Source organism: Stenotrophomonas maltophilia (assembly GCF_047782825.1).
Taxonomy (GTDB): Bacteria; Pseudomonadota; Gammaproteobacteria; order Xanthomonadales; family Xanthomonadaceae; genus Stenotrophomonas.
On sequence record NZ_CP180589.1, the window covers coordinates 1,634,115 to 1,655,244 of the forward strand.

A 21,130-nucleotide genomic window follows, 5' to 3' on the forward strand; every position below is an offset into this window, starting at 1 on the left:
GCTGCCGTGCCCATGGACATCGTCGTCAAAGAAGAACTCAAGGCCTACATCGACCCGCTCACCGCGGACGAACATGACGCGCTGGAGCGCAGCATCCTGGCCGAAGGCTGCCGCGATGCGCTGGTGCTGTGGGGTGACGTGCTGGTCGATGGCCACAACCGCTTCGGCATCTGCCAGAAGCACGGCCTGCCGTTCAACACCGTGCAGAACACCCGCTTCCAGAGCATGGAAGACGTGCACCTGTGGATGATCGAACAGCACCTGGGCCGCCGCAGCGTGTCCGATTTCCAGCGTGGCGTGCTGGCCCTGCGCAAGCGCGACATCCTGTCCGCCCGCAAGCAGGTCGAACAGGCCCAGCTGCAGCGCGAGAGCGATGGCACCGCCGAGGCCGTCGAGGACACGGGCGAGGACAGCCCGCCGTGGGAACCGGCACCGAAGATCAGCCGCGCCGAACTGGCGCGCGAAGCCAAGCTGAGCACCAGCCAGGTGGGCATGATCGAACGCATCCACGCCCAGGCGGCAGCCGAAGTGGTGGAAGCGGTGAAGGCCGGGGTGATCTCGATCAGCGCCGCTGCGGCCGTGGCCGACCTGCCCGAAGACGAGCAGCGTGCCGCCGCCGCCGGTGGCAAGGACGAGCTGAAGCAGGCCGCCAAGCGCGTGCGTGATTCCAAGCGCAAGCCGCGCGCACCGAAGGCCGAATCGGCCGAGATGGACTTCGAGGAGCCCAGCGAGGACGAGGTCGCCAGCCGCGATGCCGAAGTGCTGTCCGCGCTGGAACAGCTGGGTGAGGATGCACCGGCCCTGCGTCGCCGCGTGGTCGCCCTGACCCGCGAGAACGACACCCTGCGCGCGCAGCTGGCCGCGCTGCGCAAGCAGCTCGAAGCGCTGTAAGCGCGCCGTTCCTGTAGAGCCGACGCTCGGCTGCCGTGCACAGCAAAGGCAGCCGAGCGTGGGCTCGGCTCTACAGATCAGCGTCACCGTGCTGCGGGTAGACTCCCCCCATGACGTCTCCCCTCGATCCGCGCCGCGCGCAGCTGCGGCGCCTGAAAGCCCTGGCCCTGGGCCTGCTGCTGTTGATGCTGGCCGGTTTCGCGGTCAGCCACTGGCAGGGCGAGCGCGGTGGCTGGGCCTGGGTGTCGGCCTTCTGCGAAGCGGCTGCGGTGGGTGCCTTGGCGGACTGGTTCGCCGTGGTCGCCCTGTTCCGGCGGCCGATGGGCCTGCCCATTCCACATACCGCGATCATCCCGCGCAGCAAGGAACGCATCGGCGACAGCCTGGCCCTGTTCGTGCGCGACCAGTTCCTGGAACCCGGCGTGCTGCTGGCCAAGCTGCAGGTGTTCGACCCGGCCAGCCGCCTCGGCAGCTGGCTGGCCGACCCGGCGCGTTCGCGCATGCTGGCCGACATGGCCCGCGGCTGGGCACTGCAGGCCCTGGATTTCTTCGATGAAAGCGCAGTGCGCCGGCAGCTGCATGGCTTCGTGGTGCAGCAGCTGCGGCAGTGGAACGCAGCAGCCACCGCCGGCGAACTGCTGGCGCTGCTGACCGCCGATGGCCGCCACCAGCGCGTGCTGGACGAAGGCCTGCAGCGGCTGGGCCGCTGGCTGGAGCAGCCGGAAGTGAAGGAGCGTGCCTCGCAGCTTATCGTGCGCTACATCCAGCGCGAGTGGCCCACGCTGTCGAGCACGGTGAACTGGGTCAAGCCGATCGATGAGATCGGTGACAGCCTGGCCGAACGGCTGGCGCGGGCGGTGCTGGAGGAACTGCAGCAGGTGCTGGCCGAGCCGCAGCATCCGCTGCGGCAGGACTACGAGACCTGGCTGCAGAACTACGTGCAGCGCCTGCGCGAGGATCCGGCATTGGCCGAGCGCATCGAGCAGCTGAAGCAGGAAATGATCGACCACCCGGCCCTGCAGGAGTACGTGCAGGGGCTGTGGGCACGCATTCATGCCAGCCTGCGCGCGGACCTGCAGCGTGAGGATTCGGCGCTGGTCGGCCATCTGCAGCGCAGCCTGGCATCACTGGGCGATGCCCTGCAGGCCGATGCGGGCCTGCGTGATGCGCTGAACCAGCATCTGCTGGAAGGTGCGCAGCGGTTGACCGGGCGGTTGCGCGAGGGCGTGACCACGCATATCGCGCAGACAGTGAAGGGCTGGGACGAGCGGCACCTGGTGGAGCAGCTGGAACTGAGCGTGGGGCGTGATCTGCAGTTCATCCGCTTCAACGGCACGCTGGTGGGTGGGTTGATCGGGGTGGCGCTGCATGCGGCGACGGTGGTGTTCAGATTCTGAGGGCTGCCTGGCAGGGCTGCGCCCTGCACCCGCAGAAGCAACGTCAACGTCAAAAGCCTGCATTCCGTGGGATGGCGGGGCGGTGCGGGTGGTCAGGACACGCCGTAAACCCGTCCATGGGGGCTCGATGGCGCCATCCATGGCGCCAACGGTCCTGCCCACCCACACCGCTCCGCCTCTGACAGATTCCGGCGATCTGTCGGAACGGCACGGGGTCGGATCCCGTTGCTGTGCAACGGGCTCTGACCCCATGTCTGGCGTAAGGCGGTGGTGTGTTGCGCGACCGGGGTCACACTCCTTATGCTCCCGCGCCATGCGGGCCAGGGTGGCCCGCGGGGGGATCCATGCGAAGGATGTGGGTGGTGCTGCCGCTGCTGCTGGCGGCCGGTGATGCGTGCGCGCAGCGTGTCTACAAGTGCAACGATGGCGGTCGTGCGGTCTACCAGGCCCTGCCTTGCCCGGCCGGGCAGGATACCGGCGTGACGCGGCCGATCGTGCGTGATCCCAAGCTGAGCTGGCAGGAATCCGAGCGGATCGACCGGGAACTGCGCGATGCGCGGCGGCAGCTGCAGGCCAATGCCGGGCGCGGTGGCGTGCGGGGGTCGGGAACCGTGATCGAGGCGGCCAGCAACGCCGAGGCGTGCGACAAGGCGCGCACCCGCCGCGAAATGGCCGAATGGTTCGGTACGCGCACGCCGCAACGGCAACTCAACGACGACGTTACCCGCGCCTGCGCATCGCGCTGAGGACCGGGCCGAGCCGTGGGTCATTGCATGGCTTGATTAACGAAATGCGAATGCCTATCATTTACTGATCGGTTGTACGCTTAGCCAAGCGGGGCACGGAAGCATCTGCCCGCCCCTTCGCCCGTGTACGCCCTCCCGACCAGCGCGCCGCCCCTTGCACGGGAGGCGCTTCGTCGATGGGAAGCAGTGCTGGGCGACCTGCGCGGAGCGCGGGACGGCCATGGTCGCGTTTTCCATCACCTGTTTTCGTCCTGCATGGAATCGCACTGATGGCTTCGCCGTTCGCTCCCCCTCGTCCCACCCTGCTGGCCCTGGCCCTGACTGCCCTGATGACCGCCCCGCTGGCCCACGCCGATGCACCGTCCGCCAGTGATGCGCGCACGCTGGACACGGTGAAGGTGACCGCCGATGGCGAAATCAAGAACGGCTACACGGTGAAGAACACCCGCAGCGCGACCAAGCTGGACCTGTCGCTGCGCGAGACCCCGCAGTCGGTCACCGTCATCACCCGCCAGCGCCTGGATGACCTGGGCCTGTTCTCGCTGTCCGATGTGATGGGCCAGGTGACCGGCGTCAGCGTGTCGGTCACCGACAGCGAGCGCATCAACTACGTCTCACGTGGCTACACCATCGAGAACTTCCAGATCGACGGCATGCTCAACACGTTCGGTGGCTCGATCAAGACCAACACCGACAACGTGATCTACGAGCGCATCGAGGTGATCCGCGGCGCCACCGGCCTGACCACCGGCGCGGGCGATCCGTCCGGCACCATCAGCATGGTGCGCAAGCGCCCGACCGACACCTTCCAGGCCGGCGCCAACATCACCCTGGGCCGCTGGGGCAACCAGCGCCTGGAAGCCGATCTGGGCGGCCCGATCGCCTGGGACGGGCGCATCCGTGCGCGCGTGGTCGCCGCCAAGCAGCAGAGCGATTCGTTCCGTGATGTCTACAAACTCGACAAGGACGTGTTCTACGGCATCGTCCAGGCCGACCTGACCGACAGCACCCTGTTCGAACTGGGCTACGAGTACCAGTCGCCGCGCACCACCGGTGTGACCTGGGGCGTGGTGCCGTACTGGGGCGCCGATGGCAACCCGGCCAACCTGCCGCGTTCGACCAACCTGTCGGCGTCGTGGAGCAGCTGGCCGATGGTGGAAAAGACCACCTTCGCCCGCCTGGAACAGCAGCTGGGCAACGGCTGGTCGGTGAAGGGCAACGTCACCCACGCCGTGCGTGATACCGATGGCAGCGTCTGGTACGGCGCGGCCGGCTACCCGCGCGCCGACGGCACCGGCGTCACTGCTTACATCTCGCACTTCAACGAACACAGCACCATGGACGTGTTCGACGTGAACATCGGTGGTCCGTTCAAGCTGTTCGGCCGCGAACACGAACTGGTGTTCGGCCTGGGCCAGTCGGTGCGCGGAGGCGAATCGGAGGCCACCTCCTTCGACAGCAGCGCGCCCGGTTACACCCAGGTGCCGGACTGGCACCACTGGACCGGCAACGTGCCGGTGCTGCCGGTCACCCGCTACGGTCGCCTGGCCTCGGAAAACGAGCTGCGCCAGCGCGCCGCCTACGTGGCCGCGCGCCTGCGCCTGGCCGACCCGCTGCTGGCCGTGGTCGGCGCCCGCTACGGCAGCTGGGAAACGCGCCAGTGGGCCTACGGTTACGATGCCAACGGCAACCGCAATCGCACCACCCGCACCGGCTACAAGCCCGATGACACCCTGACCCCGTACGCCGGCCTGGTCTACGACTTCAACGACATGTTCAGCGGCTATGTCAGCTACACCGACATCTTCAAGCCGCAGAACTACCGCGACCGCAACGGCAACTACCTGGAGCCGGTGGTCGGCGACATGTACGAAGCCGGCCTCAAGGCGGAATTCTTCGGCGGCCTGCTCAATGCCTCGGCCGCCGTGTTCGAAGGCAAGCAGGACAACGTGGCCGAGATCGATGATTCGGTGCCGCTGAACTCGCTGCCCGATGGTGGCCAGGCCTACCGCTCCACCGGCAAGGGCAACAAGGTGAAGGGCTGGGAACTGGAAACCCAGGGCAGCATCGGCGAACAGTGGAACGTGTCGGCCGGCTTCGCCCATACCAGGATCCGCAACGCCGCCGGCGTGCTGCAGCGGACCACCACCCCGCAGGACACCTTCCGCCTCAACACCAGCTGGCGCCCCGGCGGCATTGATGGCCGCTTCTGGCTGGGCGGCGGCGTGACCTGGCAGAGCCGCATCTGGAACACCAGCACCAAGGCCAATGGCAGCAAGGCCAACATCAACCAGGATGCGTTCTACCTGCTGAACCTGGGCGGCGGCTACCGCTTCAACGAGAACTTCAGCGCGCAGGTGAACATCAACAACCTGCTGGACAAGAAGTACTACAACAACGTCGGTTTCTACAACGGCGTGTACTGGGGCGAACCGCGCAACGTCACCATGACGCTGCGCTGGAAGCTCTGACCGTGATGGATGGCGCCGGTTCTGCGACCGGCGCCCGGCCAGGGATGGCCAACCCCGGCGTGCTTCGGCGCGCCGGCCTTACTTCCAACGCAACCTGCAGGACCGCCGTGGACCGCTCGCCCGAACTTGCCAGCTCCCGCCTCAGCAGCTTCTTCGCCAGCGAACGCTGGGGAGTGCTGTCCCGTTCCCTGGCTGCGATCTTCGGTGGCTACGCGCTGGCCTCGATGACCAGCGTGTTCTGCGCCGTTGCGCTGCCCGCCGCGCGCGGCCAGGCCGTGCTGACCGGCATGCTGCTGGCCATCGTGGTCGCCGCCTGCGCCGCACTGTGGGCCTTCGCCACCCGCAGCGCGCTGCGCGCCTGGGTCGGCATCCTTGCCCCCACCCTGCTGCTGGCCGCGGCATCGCGCCTGCTGGGGGCCTGGGCATGAAGAACGGATTCCGCCAGTCGATGGCTTGGCTGCACACCTGGACCGGCCTGCTGGTCGGCTGGCTGCTGCTGCTGATCTTCATGGCCGGCACCGCCAGCTACTACCGCGAAGAGATCAGCCGCTGGATGCGCCCGGAGCTGCCCAGCGCCAAGGTCAGCACCGACGTGGCCGCGCAGCGCGCCATCGATTACCTGCAGGCCAACGCCGGCAATGCCGAGATGTGGTACGTGACCCTGCCGCAGCCGCGCAACCCGGCCATGACCACCTTCTGGCGCGTGCCGGCCGACCAGGCCGATCCGTCCAAGGGACGTCGCGGTGCCTTCGGTGATGCCACCCTGGACCCGAACACCGGCAACGAACTGAAAGCGCGCGATACCCGTGGCGGTGATTTCTTCTACCGCCTGCACTTCGACCTGCACTACATCCCGGTGTACTGGGCGCGCTACCTGGTGGGCTTCTGCGCGATGTTCATGCTGGTGGCCATCATCACCGGCGTCATCACCCACAAGAAAATCTTCAAGGACTTCTTCACCTTCCGCAAGGACAAGGGCCTGCGGTCGTGGCTGGATTTCCACAACGTCAGCGCAGTGATGGCCCTGCCCTACCACGCGATGATCACCTACACCGGCATCGTCACCCTGATGATCATGTACCTGCCGTGGGGCGTGAAGGTGGCCTACCCGCAGGACGAGGACAAATTCTTCGCCGAAGCCTTCGGCGGCATGCCCGAGGTGAGCGCACCGGCCGCAGGCCGCGCCACGCCGCTGCCGATCGCGCAGCTGCTGGACAGTGCACGGGCGCAGTGGAACGGCATTGAAGTGGCCGGCTTCACCGTCTCCAATCCCGGCGCAGGCAATGCGGTGATCGACATCCGCCAGCGCGATGGCAAGCGCCTGTCCACCGACACCCCGGCGCTGCGCTATGACATGGTCAGCGGTGCATTGCTGGAAGCGAGCCCGCCCTCCGGCGGCGCCACCGCCACCCGGGGTGTGATGTACGGGCTGCACCTGGCCCGCTTCGCCGACTGGGGGCTGCGGGCATTGTTCTTCCTGTCCGGCCTGACCGGCTGCCTGATGGTGGCCAGCGGCGTGGTGCTGTGGGCAGTGAAGGAACGGCCCAAGCATGCCAAGAGCGGCCGTATCGGCTTCGGCCTGCGCCTGGTGGATGCACTGAACATCGGCGCGGTGGCCGGCCTGCCGATTGCCTTCGCTGCGTACTTCTGGGGCAACCGCCTGCTGCCGCTGGACATGGCCGAACGCTCCGATGCCGAGGCCAACGTGTTCTTCTACGCGTGGGCGGCCGCTCTGCTGGCCGCCTTCCTCTGGCCGAAGCGGATGATGTGGGCCTGGCAGCTGTACCTGGGCGCGGCCGCGTTCGCGCTGGTACCGGTGGTCAATGCATTCACCACCCACGCACACCTGGGCGTGACCCTGCGCACTGGCGATTGGGTGCTGGCCGGTTTCGATCTGTCGATGCTGGCCTTCGGCGCCATGCTGGCCTTGTGCGGCTGGCGCATGCAGCGCTGGACACCACCGCTGAGCGCGGCTGAAAAGAAGAAGCGGGCGGCGGCAGCCGCAGCCGCCAAGGCACCGGTTGCGAACGCGGCGGCCGAAGCGGAAGCCAGCGCATGATGTTGCTGGCCCTGACGCTGTCGTTCTCTGCGTTCACCGCGCTGTCGCTGGCGATGGAAAAGCACCAGCAGGATCTGCATGGCAAGGCCGCCGCCGCGCCGGCGCGGCGCACGCAGTGGCGCGTGCTGGGCTGGGCGTTGCTGACGGTCGCGTTCGCGTTGTGCGTGGTCGACCACGGCTGGGCGATGGGCCCGGTGCTGTGGCTGGGCGCGCTGACCCTGGCCGGCGTGCCGCTGGCCTTCGGCCTGTACCCGTATCGCCCCGCGTGGATCGCGCCCCTGGCGATCGTGCTGCCCGTGGCCGGACTGGTGGTGGCGCTGCTGTAATCCGCCAGCCGGGATCGGATCCCTTGCGCATGGCGCAAGGGCTCTGACCCCATCCAGGCACCGCGCATCCACGCATGGCGTGGATCTACTACGGGCATGGCCGGCCGGGGTCGGATCCCTTGCGCATGGCGCAAGGGCTCTGACCCCATCCAGGCACCGCGCATCCACGCATGGCGTGGATCTACTACGGGCATGGCCGGCCGGGGTCGGATCCCTTGCGCATGGCGCAAGGGCGCTGACCCCATCCAGGCACCGCGCATCCACGCATGGCGTGGACCTACTACGGGCATGGCCGGCCGGGGTCGGATCCCTTGCGCATGGCGCAAGGGCGCTGACCCCATCCAGGCACCGCGCATCCACGCATGGCGTGGATCTACTACGGGCATGGCCTGCCGGGGTCGGATCCCTTGCGCATGGCGCAAGGGCGCTGACCCCATCCTGGCACCGCGCATCCACGCATGGCGTGGATCTACTACGGGCATGGCCTGCCGGGGTCGGATCCCTTGCGCATGGCGCAAGGGCGCTGACCCCATCCAGGCACCGCGCATCCACGCATGACGTGGAGCTACGCCGGGCATGGCCCGGCGCTACCGGTCAACCCAGGCGCTTCAACTCCCACGCGCGGTGGATGCGCGCGTTGCGCTCGAAGTCCGGACCAATCGTGCGCGCGGTGATTTCGCGGCACTGGGCGAACTCGGCGATGGCGTTCTCTTCCAGCTTGAAGCGGCGGAAGTTGTTGGAGAAATACAGCACGCCGCCCGGCGCCAGGCGTGCGATCGCCGCACGCAACAGCTTCAACTGCTCGCGCTGCACGTCGAAGTCATCGGCACGGGCCGAGTTCGAGAACGTCGGCGGATCGCAGAAGATCACGTCGTACTGGCCGCGGTCGCCTTCCAGCCAGGCCATCGCATCGGCCTGCACCAGCAGGTGCTGGTTGCCGCCCTGGCCGTTCAGCGCCAGGTTGTCGTAGCACCACTGCAGGTAGGTGGCCGACAGATCGACGCTGGTGGTGCTGGCCGCACCGGCCACCGCCGCCTGCACGCTGGCCACGCCCGTGTAGCAGAACAGGTTGAGGAAGCGCTTGCCACGCACCTGCTCGGCCATCATCCGGCGCAGCGGGCGATGGTCCAGGAACAGGCCGGTATCGAGGTAGTCGAACAGGTTCACCTGCAGCAGCGCGTTGTTCTCGCGCACCACGATGAACTCGTCGCGCTGCTCGAAGCGGCCGTACTTGCTGCCGCCCTTGCCGCGCTCGCGCGACTTCATCGACACCTGCTCCGGCGGCACACCGAACACTTCGCGCGCGGCGGCCAGCAGTTCATTGCGGCGGCGGCGCACATCGTTTTCCGGAATCGCGGCCGGGGCGGCGTATTCCTGCACGTGCAGGAAGGTGCGGTGCTGGCCACCGTCCTCTTCGTAGACGTCGATGGCGGCTGCATATTCCGGCAGGTCAGCATCGTAGGCACGGAAGCAGGTGATGTCCTCGCGCGCGCGCCAGCTCTTGAACTTCTTCAGGTTCTTGCGCAGGCGGTTGGCCACCATCTGCGCACCTTCGCTCAGCTCGCGCGGCTGCGCCGGGTCGCGGCCGGGCACGGCGATCGGGTCGCAGACGATCAGCGCGCATTCCAGCGCACCGTTGAACATCTGGTACTTCTTGCCGGCGCGCAGGCCAGTGGCGAAAGCGAGTTCGTCATTGCCGCACAGCAGGCTGGCGCGCCACTGCGGCACCGCCTTCTGCAGCGCATTGCCCAGCGCGCGGTACAGTGCCGGATCGGCGGCCAGGCGCTCGTCGTAGGGCGGGTTGCAGACCACGGCACCGATTTCCTGCTCCGGCGCGGCCAGATCGGCCACGTCGGCGCGGGTGAAGCGGATGGCGTGGGCCACGCCCGCCACTTCGGCATTCTCGCGCGCGGCCTGGATGGCCACCGGATCGATGTCGCTGCCGTGGATGACCGGCTTCAGCGCGGCCAGGCCCGCGGCCTCACGCTCACGCGCTTCGTTCTGGATGGTCTTCCAGGCGGCCTTGTCGAAGCCCAGCCAGCGGCTCGGCGGCAGGCTGCCATGGCGCATCAGGCCAGGGGCAACATCGGCGGCCATCAGCGCGCCCTCGATCAGCAGCGTGCCGCTGCCGCACATCGGGTCCAGCAGGCCACCACCGGCGGCGTGCAGGCGCGGCCACTGCGCGCGCAGCAGCAGCGCGGCGGCCAGGTTTTCCTTCAGCGGCGCCTCATGGGCGGCACCGCGCCAGCCACGGCGGTGCAGCGGCCCCCCCCCCAGGTCGATCGACAGCGAGGCACGGCCCTTGCGCAGCGACAGGTTCACGCGCACGTCGGGCAGGTCGGTGTTGACCGAGGGGCGTTCCAGGCCTTCATCGCGCATGCGGTCGACGATGGCGTCCTTGATCCGCTGCGCCGCGAAGCGCGCGTGGGTGATCTTGTCGCCGGACACGTGCGCGTCCACCGCCAGGGTCATTTCCGGCTTGATGTGCTCGTGCCACGGCAGCGCGCGCACGCCGTCGTACAGGGCCTGCTCGTCCGGGCACTCGAATTCGTCGATCGGCCACAGCACGCGGCTGGCCAGGCGCGACCACATGACGATCCGCAGCGCCTGCTCCAGTTCGCCTTCGGCATTCACGCCGGCAATGGTGGCAGTGGCCTTGCCAAGGCCCAGGGCCGACAGTTCATCGGCAAGCAGGTATTCCAGGCCCTTGGCGCAGGAGACGAAGAATTTCACGGGATCGGTTCGCAGGTGGTCGGGCGCGGCACAGGGGCCGGGCCAGTCGGAAAGGAGGGCCGTAGGCACGGCCGGCAGGCCCGCGCCGGGGGCGGCGGGGCTGCCATTGTAGTCAAAGCGGGCGGGCGCGCTGTGCGCCCGGGCTTCACAGCTGGCGCAACAGGCGCTCGAAGGCCTGCGCGGAGGCCTCCACGTGGCGTTCCAGGCGATGGCCGTCGTCCACCAGCAGCAGCTGGGCCGAGCGTGCCTGCGCCCAGGCGATCACCCCGGCGGCGGGGACCACCTCGTCATGCCAGGCCTGGACGACGCTGATCGGCACGGCGGCCGCGTCCAGCGCCGGCATCGGGCCCATGGTGGTGGGCGGCACCATCAGGAACAGGCCGGCCACCGGTACCTGCAGCGAGGCGACAGCAGAAATGTAGGCGCCGAGGCTGGACCCGGCCAGCACCACCGGGCCCTGTGCGGCCGCCGCCGCGGCACGTTCCATCAGCCGCTGCAGGCGGGTGCGCACGTCGCCAACACGGCTGACCTCGCTCATCGCGTCCAGATCGGTGTAGTCCGGGCGCTCGTGGGTCCAGCCCAGGCGCTCGGCAACCTCGGCCAGTGCGGTGACCTTGGTGGCCTCCGGGCCGCTCTCGAAGCCGTGGGACAGGATGCAGTGGCCGCGGCTCATGCATGCGCTCCCAGGGAGCGGTTCAACGTCGTTCGGGAAGGCAGGTTCATCCCGCAATGCTAGCATCGCCGCATGCCCACCCCGCTCCTGCCCGGCCTGCAGCTGCAGCCCCTGCCCTACCACGACCTTCTGCCGCTGCGTGACCCGGCCACGCTGGCGCTGGTGGTGATTCACTGCACCGAGCTGCCCGATCTGGCGATGGCGCGCGAGTACGGAGAGCGCGTGCTGTACGACAGTGGTGCCGGCAACAGCGGGCACTTCTACATCGACCGCGATGGGCGCGTGGTGCAGTACGTGGCGCCGGAGCGCATCGCCCACCACGTGCGCGGCATGAACGCCGACAGCGTGGGCATCGAGCTGGTCAATACCGGTCGCTACCCGCACTGGTTCGACAGCCGCCACCAGGCGATGGACGAGCCGTATACGGAGGCGCAGCTGGTGGCGCTGGAAGGGCTGCTGCAGGCGCTGGTGGCGCGGTATCCGTCGCTGCGGGGGATTGCCGGGCACGACCAGCTGGATCTGGAGCAGGTGCCGGCCAGTGATGATCCGGCGCTGAGGGTGGCGCGGAAGCGGGATCCGGGGCCGTTGTTTCCGTGGGCGCGGGTGCTGGAGCGGGTGCCGTTGCAGCGGTTGGGTTGAATGGTGGCAGGGCTGCGCCCTGCACCTGCAGAATCAACGTCAACGTCAGAAGCTGGTTTGCTGCGGGTTGGCGGGGTGGGTCCCGTTGCTGCGCAACGGGCTCTGACCCCAATCCGGGATTCGATATCTGGTGGATTTCATCCACGCGTGGCGTGGATCTACTGGCCGCGACAGGCGTCGAGCTTGCTCGACAGTAGAGCCACGCCATGCGTGGATGTGCATCCGACCCCGGCGCGCCGTCAGGCGCCGGTGGCGACCGGGCGGGTGCTGTCGCTGACCCAGCCGCTCCAGGAATCGGCATAGATGCGGGCGCCGGTCAGGCCGGCGCTTTCCATGGCCAGCAGCAGGTGGCAGGCGGTCACGCCCGAACCGCACATCAGCACCACGCGCTGGGGATCCTGGTTGCCGATCACGCTCTGCAGTTCGGCGCGCAGCTCCTGCGGGTCGCGCAGGCGGCCTTCCAGTACGTTCAGGGCAAACGGCCGGTTGACCGCGCCGGGCACGTGGCCGGCGACGGGATCCAGTGGCTCCACTTCGCCACGGAAACGCTCGCCGGCGCGGGCGTCCACCAGCCAGCCGGGGGCGTGCTTCAGGCGTGCGGCGATTTCATCGGCCGTAGCGACCTGGGTGGTGTCGAAGCGGCCCGGATAGGCGGGCTGTGCAGGCACCTCGCTGTGGCCGGTGGCCAGCGGCTGGCCTGCGGCCTGCCAGGCGGCGATGCCGCCGTCCAGCACCGCCACCCGGGTGTGCCCGATCAGCCGCAGCAGCCACCACAGGCGGGCGGCGGCCATGCTGCCGTCGCTGCCGTCGTAGACCACCACCTGGGTGTCGGGGGTGATGCCCCACTGCCCCAACCGGGCGGCGAAGGCGTCGCTGGCCGGCAGCGGATGGCGGCCGTGGCCAGTGCGGGCCAGATCGGACAGGTCACGATTGAGGTCGGCATGCACCGCGCCGGGGATATGCCCGGCGGCGTACTGGCCTGCCCCGGCCTGCGGGTCGGCCAGCGTGGCGCGCGCATCGACCACGCGCACGGCGGTGCTTGCGGTGGCACGGGCGTCCACCACGCGCACGCCATCCCCCAGCGCAGCGGCCAGGGTGGCGACTTCGACCAGGGTGGTCCACGGCGGATCGATCGGCTTCATTGCACTTGCTCCAGGCGGCGGCGCAGGTTGTAGAGGATGGCAGCGGTCGCGCCCCAGATGCGCTGGCCAGGCCAGCCGTATTCCAGGACATGGCGGATGCGGCCGCGATGGTTGATCTCGACCTGGTGCAGGTTGTCGGCGGCCATCAGGTAATCCAGCGGCACTTCGAATACTTCCGCCACTTCGCTGGGCTGCGGTACCGGCACGAAATCAGGATCGATCACCGCCACGACTGGGGTCACCCGGTAGCCGGTGATGGTCACGAACGGATCGAGATACCCCAGGGCCTGCACCTGGCCCGGTGCCAGCGCGATTTCTTCCTGGCTCTCACGCAGGGCGGCGGCGAGGGCGTCGCGGTCGTCCGTTTCGGTACGGCCGCCGGGAAAACCGACCTGGCCACCGTGGGTGCGCAGGGTTTCGGTGCGCCGGGTCAGGATGACCTGGGCGCCGCTGGCGCGCGGCACGATGCCAGCCAGCACGGCCGCTTCCACCGGCGGACCAGGGGGCAGCAGATCGCTCAGTTCACTGCGGTTCCAGCCGTCACCCATCGGCGGTTCGGACAGCGGGTGCAGCGCGCGCAGCAGGCGTTCGTGTTCGGCCAGCGATCCACGCAGCGACTGCTGCAGCTGTTCGCGCAGGGGCAGCACGCGGTGCAGGATGTGGCTGCGTTCGGCGTCGCTCATCGACGACCACCGGGCGATTTCGTCAATATGTCGCCCGCACCCGGCGCACAGCCGGCTGTGATCCAGCTTGCACACTCCAATGCAGGGGCTTGCGACAACACGCGCCGGTTCTTCCATAGTTTGCACCCCTGCAACAGTAACGCGAATGGCTGCTGTTGGGGACGGTTGCGACACTGCGCGCGATCACCGTGCAGCGCACCGCGCAACGGCCACCGCACAGCGGAAACAGAAACGCGCCGGTGGAGGCCACCGGCGCGTTGTTTGCACTGCTTCGATTTACTTGACGCTGACCAGCTTGACTTCGAACTGCACCGCCACGTTCGGCGGGAAGCCGGTGCGCGGGTCGGCACCATAGGCCTGATCCGGCGGGAGGGTGATTTCCCACTTCGAGCCCGCCGGCATCTGCAGCAGGGTCTCGCGCATGGCCTTCATTTCGACTTCGCTGACCTTGATCGACGGAATCTGCTGGGCCGGACGGGCTTCGGTCGGACGCTGGCCGAACGGGTACGGGCCGGCCACTTCCAGCTGCACGGTGTTGGCCTGGGTCGGCTTGGCACCCTTGCCGGCTTCGATCACACGGTACTGAACGCCGCTCGGCAGGGTCTGCACGCCCGCCTTGGCCTTGTTGGCCGCAACGAACTGGTCGCTCTTGGTCTTGTTTTCGGCAGCAGCCTTTTCGTACTCGGCCTTGGCGGCCTGGGCACGGCCCTGCTCACGCTTCTGGAACGCTTCAACGGCCGGCTTCAGCTGCTCGGCGGTAATGGCCGGCTGCTTCTTGGCGTAGGCGTCCTGCAGGCCCTTCACCACCGAGTTGATGTCCAGCTGCTCACCACGACCGGTCAGCTCCGCCAGGTTGTTGCCGTAGTCGTAACCGAAGTAATAGCTCAGCTTGCCCTTTTCGGACGCGACGTCCTGGGCGAGGGCATTGCCCGTCAGGGCCAGGGCCGCGACGGCGACCGCGATAGAACGCAACTTCATCAAACAGTTCTCCAGGGGTGGTAACTCAGGGACGTTCTGCGCCGCCCTGAGGCGACGGGTTAGGATAACGGCCACAACGTGTAACCGCTACTGACCTCGCAGGCTATGACCTGTCTGCGTTTCAAGAGTTCAATATCACTTTTTTTTAACGTTCCAGGAGTTTTCCGTGGCCTCAGCCCCCGCCGACCACCCCGTGGCCGTGACCGATGACGGCGCCATCCGCACCGTTACCGTGCAGCGCCCGGAAAAGCTCAACGCCCTCAACGGCGCCACCCTGCAGGCCCTGGCCGAGGCCTTCAGCGCCGCTGCGGCAGACCCGGACGTGCGTGTGGTGGTGCTGACCGGGGCCGGCCCCAAGGCCTTCGTGGCGGGCGCCGACATCGCCGAGATGAACACCCTCAGCGCAGTTCAGGGACGTGATTTCTCCCTGCTGGGGCAGGCCCTGATGCGCCAGATCGAGCGCATGCCCAAGCCGGTCGTGGCCCGCGTGAACGGCTTCGCGCTGGGTGGCGGCTTGGAACTGGCCATGGCCTGCCACCTGCGCATTGCGGCCGATACCGCCAAAGTCGGCCAACCGGAGATCAACCTGGGGCTGATCCCGGGCTTCGGCGGCAGCCAGCGCCTGCTGCGCCTGTGCGGCCGCGCGGCCACGCTGGAACTGTGCCTGCTGGGCGCGCCGATCGACGCCGCCCGCGCCCTGGAGCTGGGCATCGTCAATCAGGTGGTACCTGCGGACCAGCTGGATGACCGTGTGCAGGACGTGGCCCGGCAGCTGGCGCGTTCGGCGCCACTGGCCCTGCGCGGCCTGCTCGATGCCGTGCACGTGGGCGGCGAATGCAGCCTGGAGGCCGGCCTGGAGTACGAAAGCGCGCAGTTCGGCCTGCTGTTCGCCACCGAAGACATGCGCGAAGGCACCAGTGCCTTCCTGCAGCGCCGCCCGCCGGCCTTCCAGAACCGCTGACGCCATGGCATCCCGACCCAACCCCGTGCAGCTGTTTGCCCGGGTCCAGGCAGATGATCTCGATGGCGCCCTGCAGTCCGGCCTGATGGACTACATCGCGCGCGATGCTGATGCGCAGCTGCTGCCCGGCCACCCGGATCTACCGCAATGCCTGCAGCAGGCACAGCAGCACCTGCAGCGCGCCTGGGCTGCGCGCGAGCGCTACCGCTCGCGTGCCGTGCGCCTGGCCCGCCGCGAAGCCGAACGTGATGCACGTCGCACGCCGGCACCGGCAACCGACGCCAAACCCGCCCTGCCCGCTGCGGCCGCCGCGATCCTCGCCCGGGCCAAGGCCCGCGCCGCAGGCAAGGAGCAGTAATGGCCACTGCGAAGAAAACCCCGCGCGCACCGGCGCGTCGTGGCAGCGTGATGCCGCGCGCGGATGTGGTGGAGATGTTCACCCGCCTGCGCGAACTCAATCCGCACCCGAAGACCGAACTGGAATACAGCTCGCCGTTCGAACTGCTGGTGGCCGTCGCGCTGTCGGCGCAGGCCACCGATGTGGGCGTCAACAAGGCCACGCGCCGTCTGTTCCCGGTAGCCAACACGCCGGCGAAGATCCTCGCGCTGGGTGAGGACGGCCTGAAGAAATACATCGCCACCATCGGCCTGTTCAATGCGAAGGCGAAGAACGTGATCGCCACCTGCGCGATCCTGCTGGAGAAATACGGCGGCGAAGTGCCACGCGACCGCGAAGCACTGGAAGCGCTGCCAGGGGTTGGCCGCAAGACCGCCAACGTCGTGCTCAACACCGCCTTCGGCGAACCGGTGATGGCCGTGGACACGCACATCTTCCGCGTTTCCAACCGCACCGGGCTGGCGCCGGGCAAGAACGTGCGCGAGGTGGAAGACCGCCTGGTCAAGGCCATTCCAGCCGAGTTCCTGTTGGATGCACACCACTGGCTGATCCTGCATGGCCGTTACGTGTGCAAGGCGCGCAAGCCGGATTGCCCCGGCTGCGTGATTGCCGACCTGTGTCGGTTCAAGGAAAAAACCGCCGCGTAGGCGTGTGTACCCTGGGTCGGATCCCTTTCGCAGAAAGGGCTCCGACCCACCGCCGGAAAGCATGCACGCATGGCGTGGATCGATTGCAATCCGTGCGCAACGGCAGCGTCACATGCAAGCGTTTTCATCAGCAGCCCCTGACGCGACGGGGCCTGCGGCGGATGTCGGCCGCGCGTGAACTGTCACATTTACGCAATCTTTACCTTTTAGCCTGCGCGCATCTTCCCACCTGCCTGCAAGGCTCCTCTCCATGAAACTGCATCACCAACTCCTGACGGTGGCCGTGGCTGCCGCGCTGTATGTGCCGGCCGCTCACGCTGAAGTCGCCATCGATGTGATCGGCGGTTCGGAAATCACCTTCGAAGGCCTGGTCCAGGCCGACGGCAACTGGTTCGACAATGATGTCGTGGACCTCAACGGCGGTGACGCCGGCAATGGCAAGGACAGCGAATTCGAACTGCGCCGCGCAGAGCTGGTGCTGAAGGGCAAGGGCCCGGGCAACGTGGAATGGGTGGTCGGCTATGACGCCAAGGCCGACAAGTTCCTCGACACCAACGTGAAGTACAAGCTGCTGGGCAACGCCAACCACTTCATCCAGGCCGGCCAGTTCAAGCAGCCCAACAGCCTGGAAGAGCTGTCCAGCACCAAGAACAACGACTTCATCTCCAAGGCTGCTGTCACCAACACCTATGCGGTTGCCCGTCGCCTCGGCGGCGCCTACAGCTACGGCCAGGACAACTGGTCGGTCACCGCCAGCGCCTTCGGCCGCGAACTGACCCGCAACCTGGCCCACGGCAGCGGCTACGGCGCCCGCGGCACCTTCGCCCCGATCAACGAGAAGGGCCAGGTCCTGCACTTCGGCCTGAGCTACGTCGACTACGACGCCGACGCTGACACCCTGCGCGTGCGTGCCCGCCCGAACGCCGACCTGGCCACCGCGCGCCTGGTCGACAGCGGCAACATGACCGACACCGACCGCGTCAGCACCCTCGGTGCCGAAGCCATGTACTTCCAGGGTCCGTTCAAGGCCCAGGCCGAGTACTACACCAGCAAGGCCAAGCGCTACGACCACGACAACTACACCAGCGACGGCTACTACATCAGCGGCGTGTGGAACGTCACCGGCGAAACCTGGAGCTACAAGGGTGGCACCCCGGGTACCGGCCTGCCGAACAACCCGGCCGGCGGCCAGTGGCAGCTGGGCGTGCGTTACGACCACATGGACCTGAACGACGGCAACCTGTCGGCCAACCCGGTCGCCGGTCGCCCGCCGATCGTCGATGGCGTGCTGGGCGGCAAGATGGACATCTGGACCGTCGGCGCCAACTGGTACTGGCGTTCGAACTTCAAGTTCATGGTCAACTACGTGATGGTGGACAGCAAGAAGTACAGCTCTGCTGCCCGCGGCTTCGTCAATGACGATCCGAACATCCTGGAAGCCCGCGCGCAGTTCTTCTGGTAAGACCGGAAGCACGCGTTGCAACGAAGGCACGGCTCCGGCCGTGCCTTCGTCGTTGTGGGCCCGGGCGCGGCCGGTAACGACCGGCTGCCGTTCGTGCGCGAAGGTGCGCAGCAGCGCACGATGCGGCCGGCTGACGACGGCCAGGAGACCGCAGCGCGGCTGCCCGCACGCCGCTGGACGCTGTCCGCCCGTGCCGGCCGATACGCCGTTCCCAAGGCGCTGCAAGGCTTCCGAGGGGGCTTCGGGGATGACCATGACGCCTGTCACAGTTGCGTCATATGACAGACGCGGGCGTGTCACGTAACCGTTATGGAATGTGCACCGAAACGTCGGGCAGCCGCCCTTCGACCACCCCAGGAGTCTCTCCCGTGATCCACGCCTTCAAGTCGCGCGCCGCTGTCGCCATTCTGGCTGCATCGTCCGTGTTCGCCGCCAACGCCGCCGATGTAACCGGCGCGGGCGCTTCGTTCATCTTCCCCGTCATGTCCAAGTGGTCGGCGGACTACAGCACCGCAACCGGCAAGAAGGTCAACTACCAGTCGATCGGCTCCGGCGGCGGTATCGCCCAGATCAAGGCCGCGACCGTGGACTTCGGTTCTTCCGATGCCCCGCTGAAGCCGGAAGAGCTGGCGGCTGCAGGCCTGGCCCAGTTCCCGTCGGTGATCGGCGGCGTGGTGCCGGTCATCAACGTTGCCGGCGTCGCCCCGGGCGCGCTGAAGCTGGACGGCCCGACCCTGGCCAACATCTTCCTGGGCAAGATCAAGACCTGGAACGATCCGGCCATCGTCGCCCTGAACAGCGGCCTGACCCTGCCGAACGCCAAGATCACCATCGTCCACCGTTCGGACGGTTCGGGCACCACCTTCAACTTCGTCAACTACCTGTCCAAGGTCAGCCCGGAGTGGAAGTCCTCGGTCGGTGAAGGTACCTCGGTCCAGTGGCCGGCCGGCATCGGCGGCAAGGGCAACGAAGGCGTTGCTGCCTACGTGAAGCAGATCAAGGGCGGCATCGGCTACGTCGAACTGTCCTACGCCCTGCAGAACAAGATGTCCTACGCGGCCATGAAGAATGCCGCCGGCAAGATCGTGCAGCCGTCGGACGCCTCGTTCTCGGCTGCGGCCGCCAGCGCTGACTGGGCCAATGCCAAGGACTTCTACCTGGTCATGACCAACGCTCCGGGCGCCGAAGCGTGGCCGATCACCGCCACCAACTTCATCCTGGTGCGCAAGCAGCCGAAGAACGTGGGCGGCGCCAAGGCGACCCAGGAGTTCTTCCGCTGGATCTACAAGAACGGCGATGCACAGGCCAAGCAGCTGGACTACGTGCCGCTGCCGGACACCCTGGTCAAGCAGATCGAGACCTACTGGTCGCAAAACCTGAAGTACTGAGCAAGGCGTTCCCCCGCAGGAACGGGGGTCGGCGGGTCCTCTCTCCCCCGCCGACCCCACCGGGCGCTGGACCTTCATGGTCTGGCGCCTTTCTTTTTGGGGGGCGCGGGCCTGCCCGTGACGTTGTAGAGCCGAGCCCATGCTCGGCTCTACAACGGCGAAGGGCAGCCGAGCATCGGCTCGGCTCTACAAGGGCAGGAGCAGTCGAGCATGGCTCGACTCTACAAAGGCGAAAGGCGCCCGGCCGCCGCGCGCATTCCGGGGTCCCGACGGCCCCTGGCGGCCCCGCCGGCGAGCGCCCGGACCCCGTGAAACCCTTGTCAGAACGTGATGTCCGACACCTCTGTCATGGACGTCATACGGCTGTAACAAAAACATCATTTCATAGCCGCATCCGCCGACGACGTCGGCTCTTCCCCGCTATGGAGTGAACATGAAACTGCACTCGGCCGGCCTCGCCGCCCTTTCCCTGGCCATCGCCCTGGGCCTGTCGGCCTGCGGTGGCGACAAGCAGGCCGCGCAGCAGCCGGCTGCCGACGCCGCTGCCGCCCCGGCCGCTGCCGGTGCCAAGGTGACCGCCGAAGTTTCCGGCGCCGGCGCATCCTTCATCTTCCCGCTGGTGTCCAAGTGGTCGGCTGACTACAACACCGCCACCGGCGCCAAGATCAACTACCAGTCGATCGGTTCGGGTGGCGGCATCGCCCAGATCAAGGCCGGCACCGTCGATTTCGGTTCCTCGGACAAGCCGCTGAGCAGCGACGAGCTGGCCCAGGCCGGCCTGGCCCAGTTCCCGTCCGCCATCGGCGGCGTGGTGCCGGTGGTCAACATCGAAGGCCTGGAAGCGGGCAAGCTGCGCCTGACCGGCGCCCTGCTGGCCGACATCTTCCTGGGCAAGGTGAAGACCTGGAACGACCCGGCCATCGCCGCGGCCAACCCGGGCGTGACCCTGCCGGACGGCAAGATCACCATCGTCCACCGTTCGGACGGTTCGGGCACCACCTTCAACTTCTCCAACTACCTGTCCAAGGTCAGCCCGGAGTGGAAGACCAAGGTCGGCGAAGGCACCTCGGTGCAGTGGCCGGACGGCGTCGGTGGCAAGGGCAACGAAGGCGTTGCTTCCTACGTGAAGCAGATCAAGGGCTCCATCGGCTACGTCGAGCTGGCCTACGCCCTGCAGAACGCCATGCCGTACACCGCCCTGCAGAACGCCGCAGGCACCTGGGTGCAGCCGAACGCTGAAACCTTCGCCGCCGCTGCCGCCAGCGCCGACTGGGCCAGCGCCAAGGACTTCAACCTGGTCATCACCAACGCCCCGGGCGAGCAGGCGTGGCCGATCACCGCCACCAACTTCATGCTGATGCAGAAGAAGCCGAAGGACGCCAAGCGCAACCAGGACACCTTGGCCTTCTTCAAGTGGGCCTTCGAGAACGGCCAGGCCCAGGCCAACGAGCTGCACTACGTGCCGCTGCCGGCCGAACTGACCAAGCAGATCGAGGCCTACTGGGGCACCGAGCTGAAGTGATGGACCCGACGGTGC

General features: G+C 67.7%; 19 protein-coding genes. 14 read left to right on the top strand and 5 right to left on the bottom strand.

The window, feature by feature from the left end:
- Nucleotides 1–12: 12 nt before the first annotated feature.
- The 7 genes from ACM2ZB_RS07610 (at nt 13) to ACM2ZB_RS07640 (ending at nt 7,890) form a co-directional block, all read left to right on the top strand.
- Complete coding sequence (locus ACM2ZB_RS07610) at nt 13–891, top strand: plasmid replication/partition related protein (protein WP_416058027.1); 879 nt, start codon at nt 13–15, stop codon at nt 889–891.
- A 110-nt stretch (nt 892–1,001) separates the two neighbouring features.
- Nucleotides 1,002–2,288 carry a DUF445 domain-containing protein gene (locus ACM2ZB_RS07615; RefSeq protein ID WP_416058028.1) on the top strand — a complete coding sequence of 429 codons (1,287 nt, stop codon included), beginning with the start codon at nt 1,002–1,004 and terminating at the stop codon, nt 2,286–2,288.
- 344 nt (nt 2,289–2,632) lie between these two features.
- Nucleotides 2,633–3,034 carry a DUF4124 domain-containing protein gene (locus ACM2ZB_RS07620; protein ID WP_416058029.1) on the top strand — a complete coding sequence of 134 codons (402 nt, stop codon included), beginning with the start codon at nt 2,633–2,635 and terminating at the stop codon, nt 3,032–3,034.
- A gap of 269 nt (nt 3,035–3,303) precedes the next feature.
- Complete coding sequence (locus ACM2ZB_RS07625) at nt 3,304–5,505, top strand: TonB-dependent siderophore receptor (protein WP_416058030.1); 2,202 nt, start codon at nt 3,304–3,306, stop codon at nt 5,503–5,505.
- 107 nt (nt 5,506–5,612) lie between these two features.
- Entirely contained in the window at nt 5,613–5,933 is a 321-nt protein-coding gene (locus ACM2ZB_RS07630) for a DUF3649 domain-containing protein (protein WP_416058031.1), read from the top strand.
- A complete protein-coding gene (locus ACM2ZB_RS07635; RefSeq protein ID WP_416058032.1) occupies nt 5,930–7,564 on the top strand; it encodes a PepSY-associated TM helix domain-containing protein in 1,635 nt (544 codons plus the stop codon). Before ACM2ZB_RS07630 ends, ACM2ZB_RS07635 begins: the two co-directional genes overlap by 4 nt.
- Nucleotides 7,561–7,890, top strand: coding sequence for a DUF3325 domain-containing protein (locus tag ACM2ZB_RS07640; RefSeq protein ID WP_313438662.1), 330 nt, complete (start codon nt 7,561–7,563; stop codon nt 7,888–7,890). The genes ACM2ZB_RS07635 and ACM2ZB_RS07640 overlap by 4 nt, the downstream gene beginning before the upstream one ends.
- A gap of 594 nt (nt 7,891–8,484) precedes the next feature.
- Here ACM2ZB_RS07640 and rlmKL read toward each other — a convergent pair.
- Together rlmKL and ACM2ZB_RS07650 are read right to left on the bottom strand one after the other, a co-directional pair.
- Nucleotides 8,485–10,623 (bottom strand): bifunctional 23S rRNA (guanine(2069)-N(7))-methyltransferase RlmK/23S rRNA (guanine(2445)-N(2))-methyltransferase RlmL, encoded by a 2,139-nt coding sequence (rlmKL, locus tag ACM2ZB_RS07645; RefSeq protein WP_416058033.1) that lies wholly within the window; start codon nt 10,621–10,623, stop codon nt 8,485–8,487.
- 145 nt (nt 10,624–10,768) lie between these two features.
- Nucleotides 10,769–11,296, bottom strand: a complete 528-nt coding sequence (locus tag ACM2ZB_RS07650) for a hypothetical protein (RefSeq protein WP_416058034.1) — start codon at nt 11,294–11,296, stop codon at nt 10,769–10,771.
- A 72-nt stretch (nt 11,297–11,368) separates the two neighbouring features.
- On the opposite strand from ACM2ZB_RS07650, the gene ACM2ZB_RS07655 reads away from it, so the two are divergent.
- A complete protein-coding gene (locus ACM2ZB_RS07655) occupies nt 11,369–11,935 on the top strand; it encodes an N-acetylmuramoyl-L-alanine amidase (RefSeq protein WP_416058035.1) in 567 nt (188 codons plus the stop codon).
- Between the two features lie 239 nt (nt 11,936–12,174).
- On the opposite strand, the gene ACM2ZB_RS07660 is transcribed toward ACM2ZB_RS07655, so the two are convergent.
- The 3 genes from ACM2ZB_RS07660 to ACM2ZB_RS07670 form a co-directional block, all read right to left on the bottom strand.
- Nucleotides 12,175–13,077 (bottom strand): sulfurtransferase, encoded by a 903-nt coding sequence (locus ACM2ZB_RS07660; RefSeq protein WP_416058036.1) that lies wholly within the window; start codon nt 13,075–13,077, stop codon nt 12,175–12,177.
- Complete coding sequence (locus ACM2ZB_RS07665; RefSeq protein WP_416058037.1) at nt 13,074–13,877, bottom strand: CoA pyrophosphatase; 804 nt, start codon at nt 13,875–13,877, stop codon at nt 13,074–13,076. Before ACM2ZB_RS07665 ends, ACM2ZB_RS07660 begins: the two co-directional genes overlap by 4 nt.
- A gap of 159 nt (nt 13,878–14,036) precedes the next feature.
- A complete protein-coding gene (locus tag ACM2ZB_RS07670) occupies nt 14,037–14,738 on the bottom strand; it encodes an FKBP-type peptidyl-prolyl cis-trans isomerase N-terminal domain-containing protein (protein ID WP_108768346.1) in 702 nt (233 codons plus the stop codon).
- Nucleotides 14,739–14,931: 193 nt separating this feature from the next.
- Here ACM2ZB_RS07670 and ACM2ZB_RS07675 point away from each other — a divergent pair, with 193 nt between their 5' ends.
- The 6 genes from ACM2ZB_RS07675 (at nt 14,932) to pstS (ACM2ZB_RS07700) (ending at nt 21,115) form a co-directional block, all read left to right on the top strand.
- The gene (locus ACM2ZB_RS07675; RefSeq protein WP_416058526.1) at nt 14,932–15,699 is read left to right on the top strand and encodes an enoyl-CoA hydratase/isomerase family protein; all 768 of its coding nucleotides are present in this window, start codon (nt 14,932–14,934) and stop codon (nt 15,697–15,699) included.
- Between the two features lie 4 nt (nt 15,700–15,703).
- A complete protein-coding gene (locus ACM2ZB_RS07680; RefSeq protein WP_416058038.1) occupies nt 15,704–16,057 on the top strand; it encodes a hypothetical protein in 354 nt (117 codons plus the stop codon).
- Nucleotides 16,057–16,743 (top strand): endonuclease III, encoded by a 687-nt coding sequence (gene nth / locus ACM2ZB_RS07685; RefSeq protein ID WP_416058039.1) that lies wholly within the window; start codon nt 16,057–16,059, stop codon nt 16,741–16,743. Before ACM2ZB_RS07680 ends, nth begins: the two co-directional genes overlap by 1 nt.
- Before the next feature lie 250 nt (nt 16,744–16,993).
- Entirely contained in the window at nt 16,994–18,205 is a 1,212-nt protein-coding gene (locus ACM2ZB_RS07690) for an OprO/OprP family phosphate-selective porin (RefSeq protein ID WP_416058040.1), read from the top strand.
- 368 nt (nt 18,206–18,573) lie between these two features.
- Nucleotides 18,574–19,593 (top strand): phosphate ABC transporter substrate-binding protein PstS, encoded by a 1,020-nt coding sequence (gene pstS, locus ACM2ZB_RS07695; protein ID WP_313438692.1) that lies wholly within the window; start codon nt 18,574–18,576, stop codon nt 19,591–19,593.
- Between the two features lie 433 nt (nt 19,594–20,026).
- Nucleotides 20,027–21,115 (top strand): phosphate ABC transporter substrate-binding protein PstS, encoded by a 1,089-nt coding sequence (gene pstS, locus ACM2ZB_RS07700; protein ID WP_416058041.1) that lies wholly within the window; start codon nt 20,027–20,029, stop codon nt 21,113–21,115.
- Nucleotides 21,116–21,130: the final 15 nt, after the last annotated feature.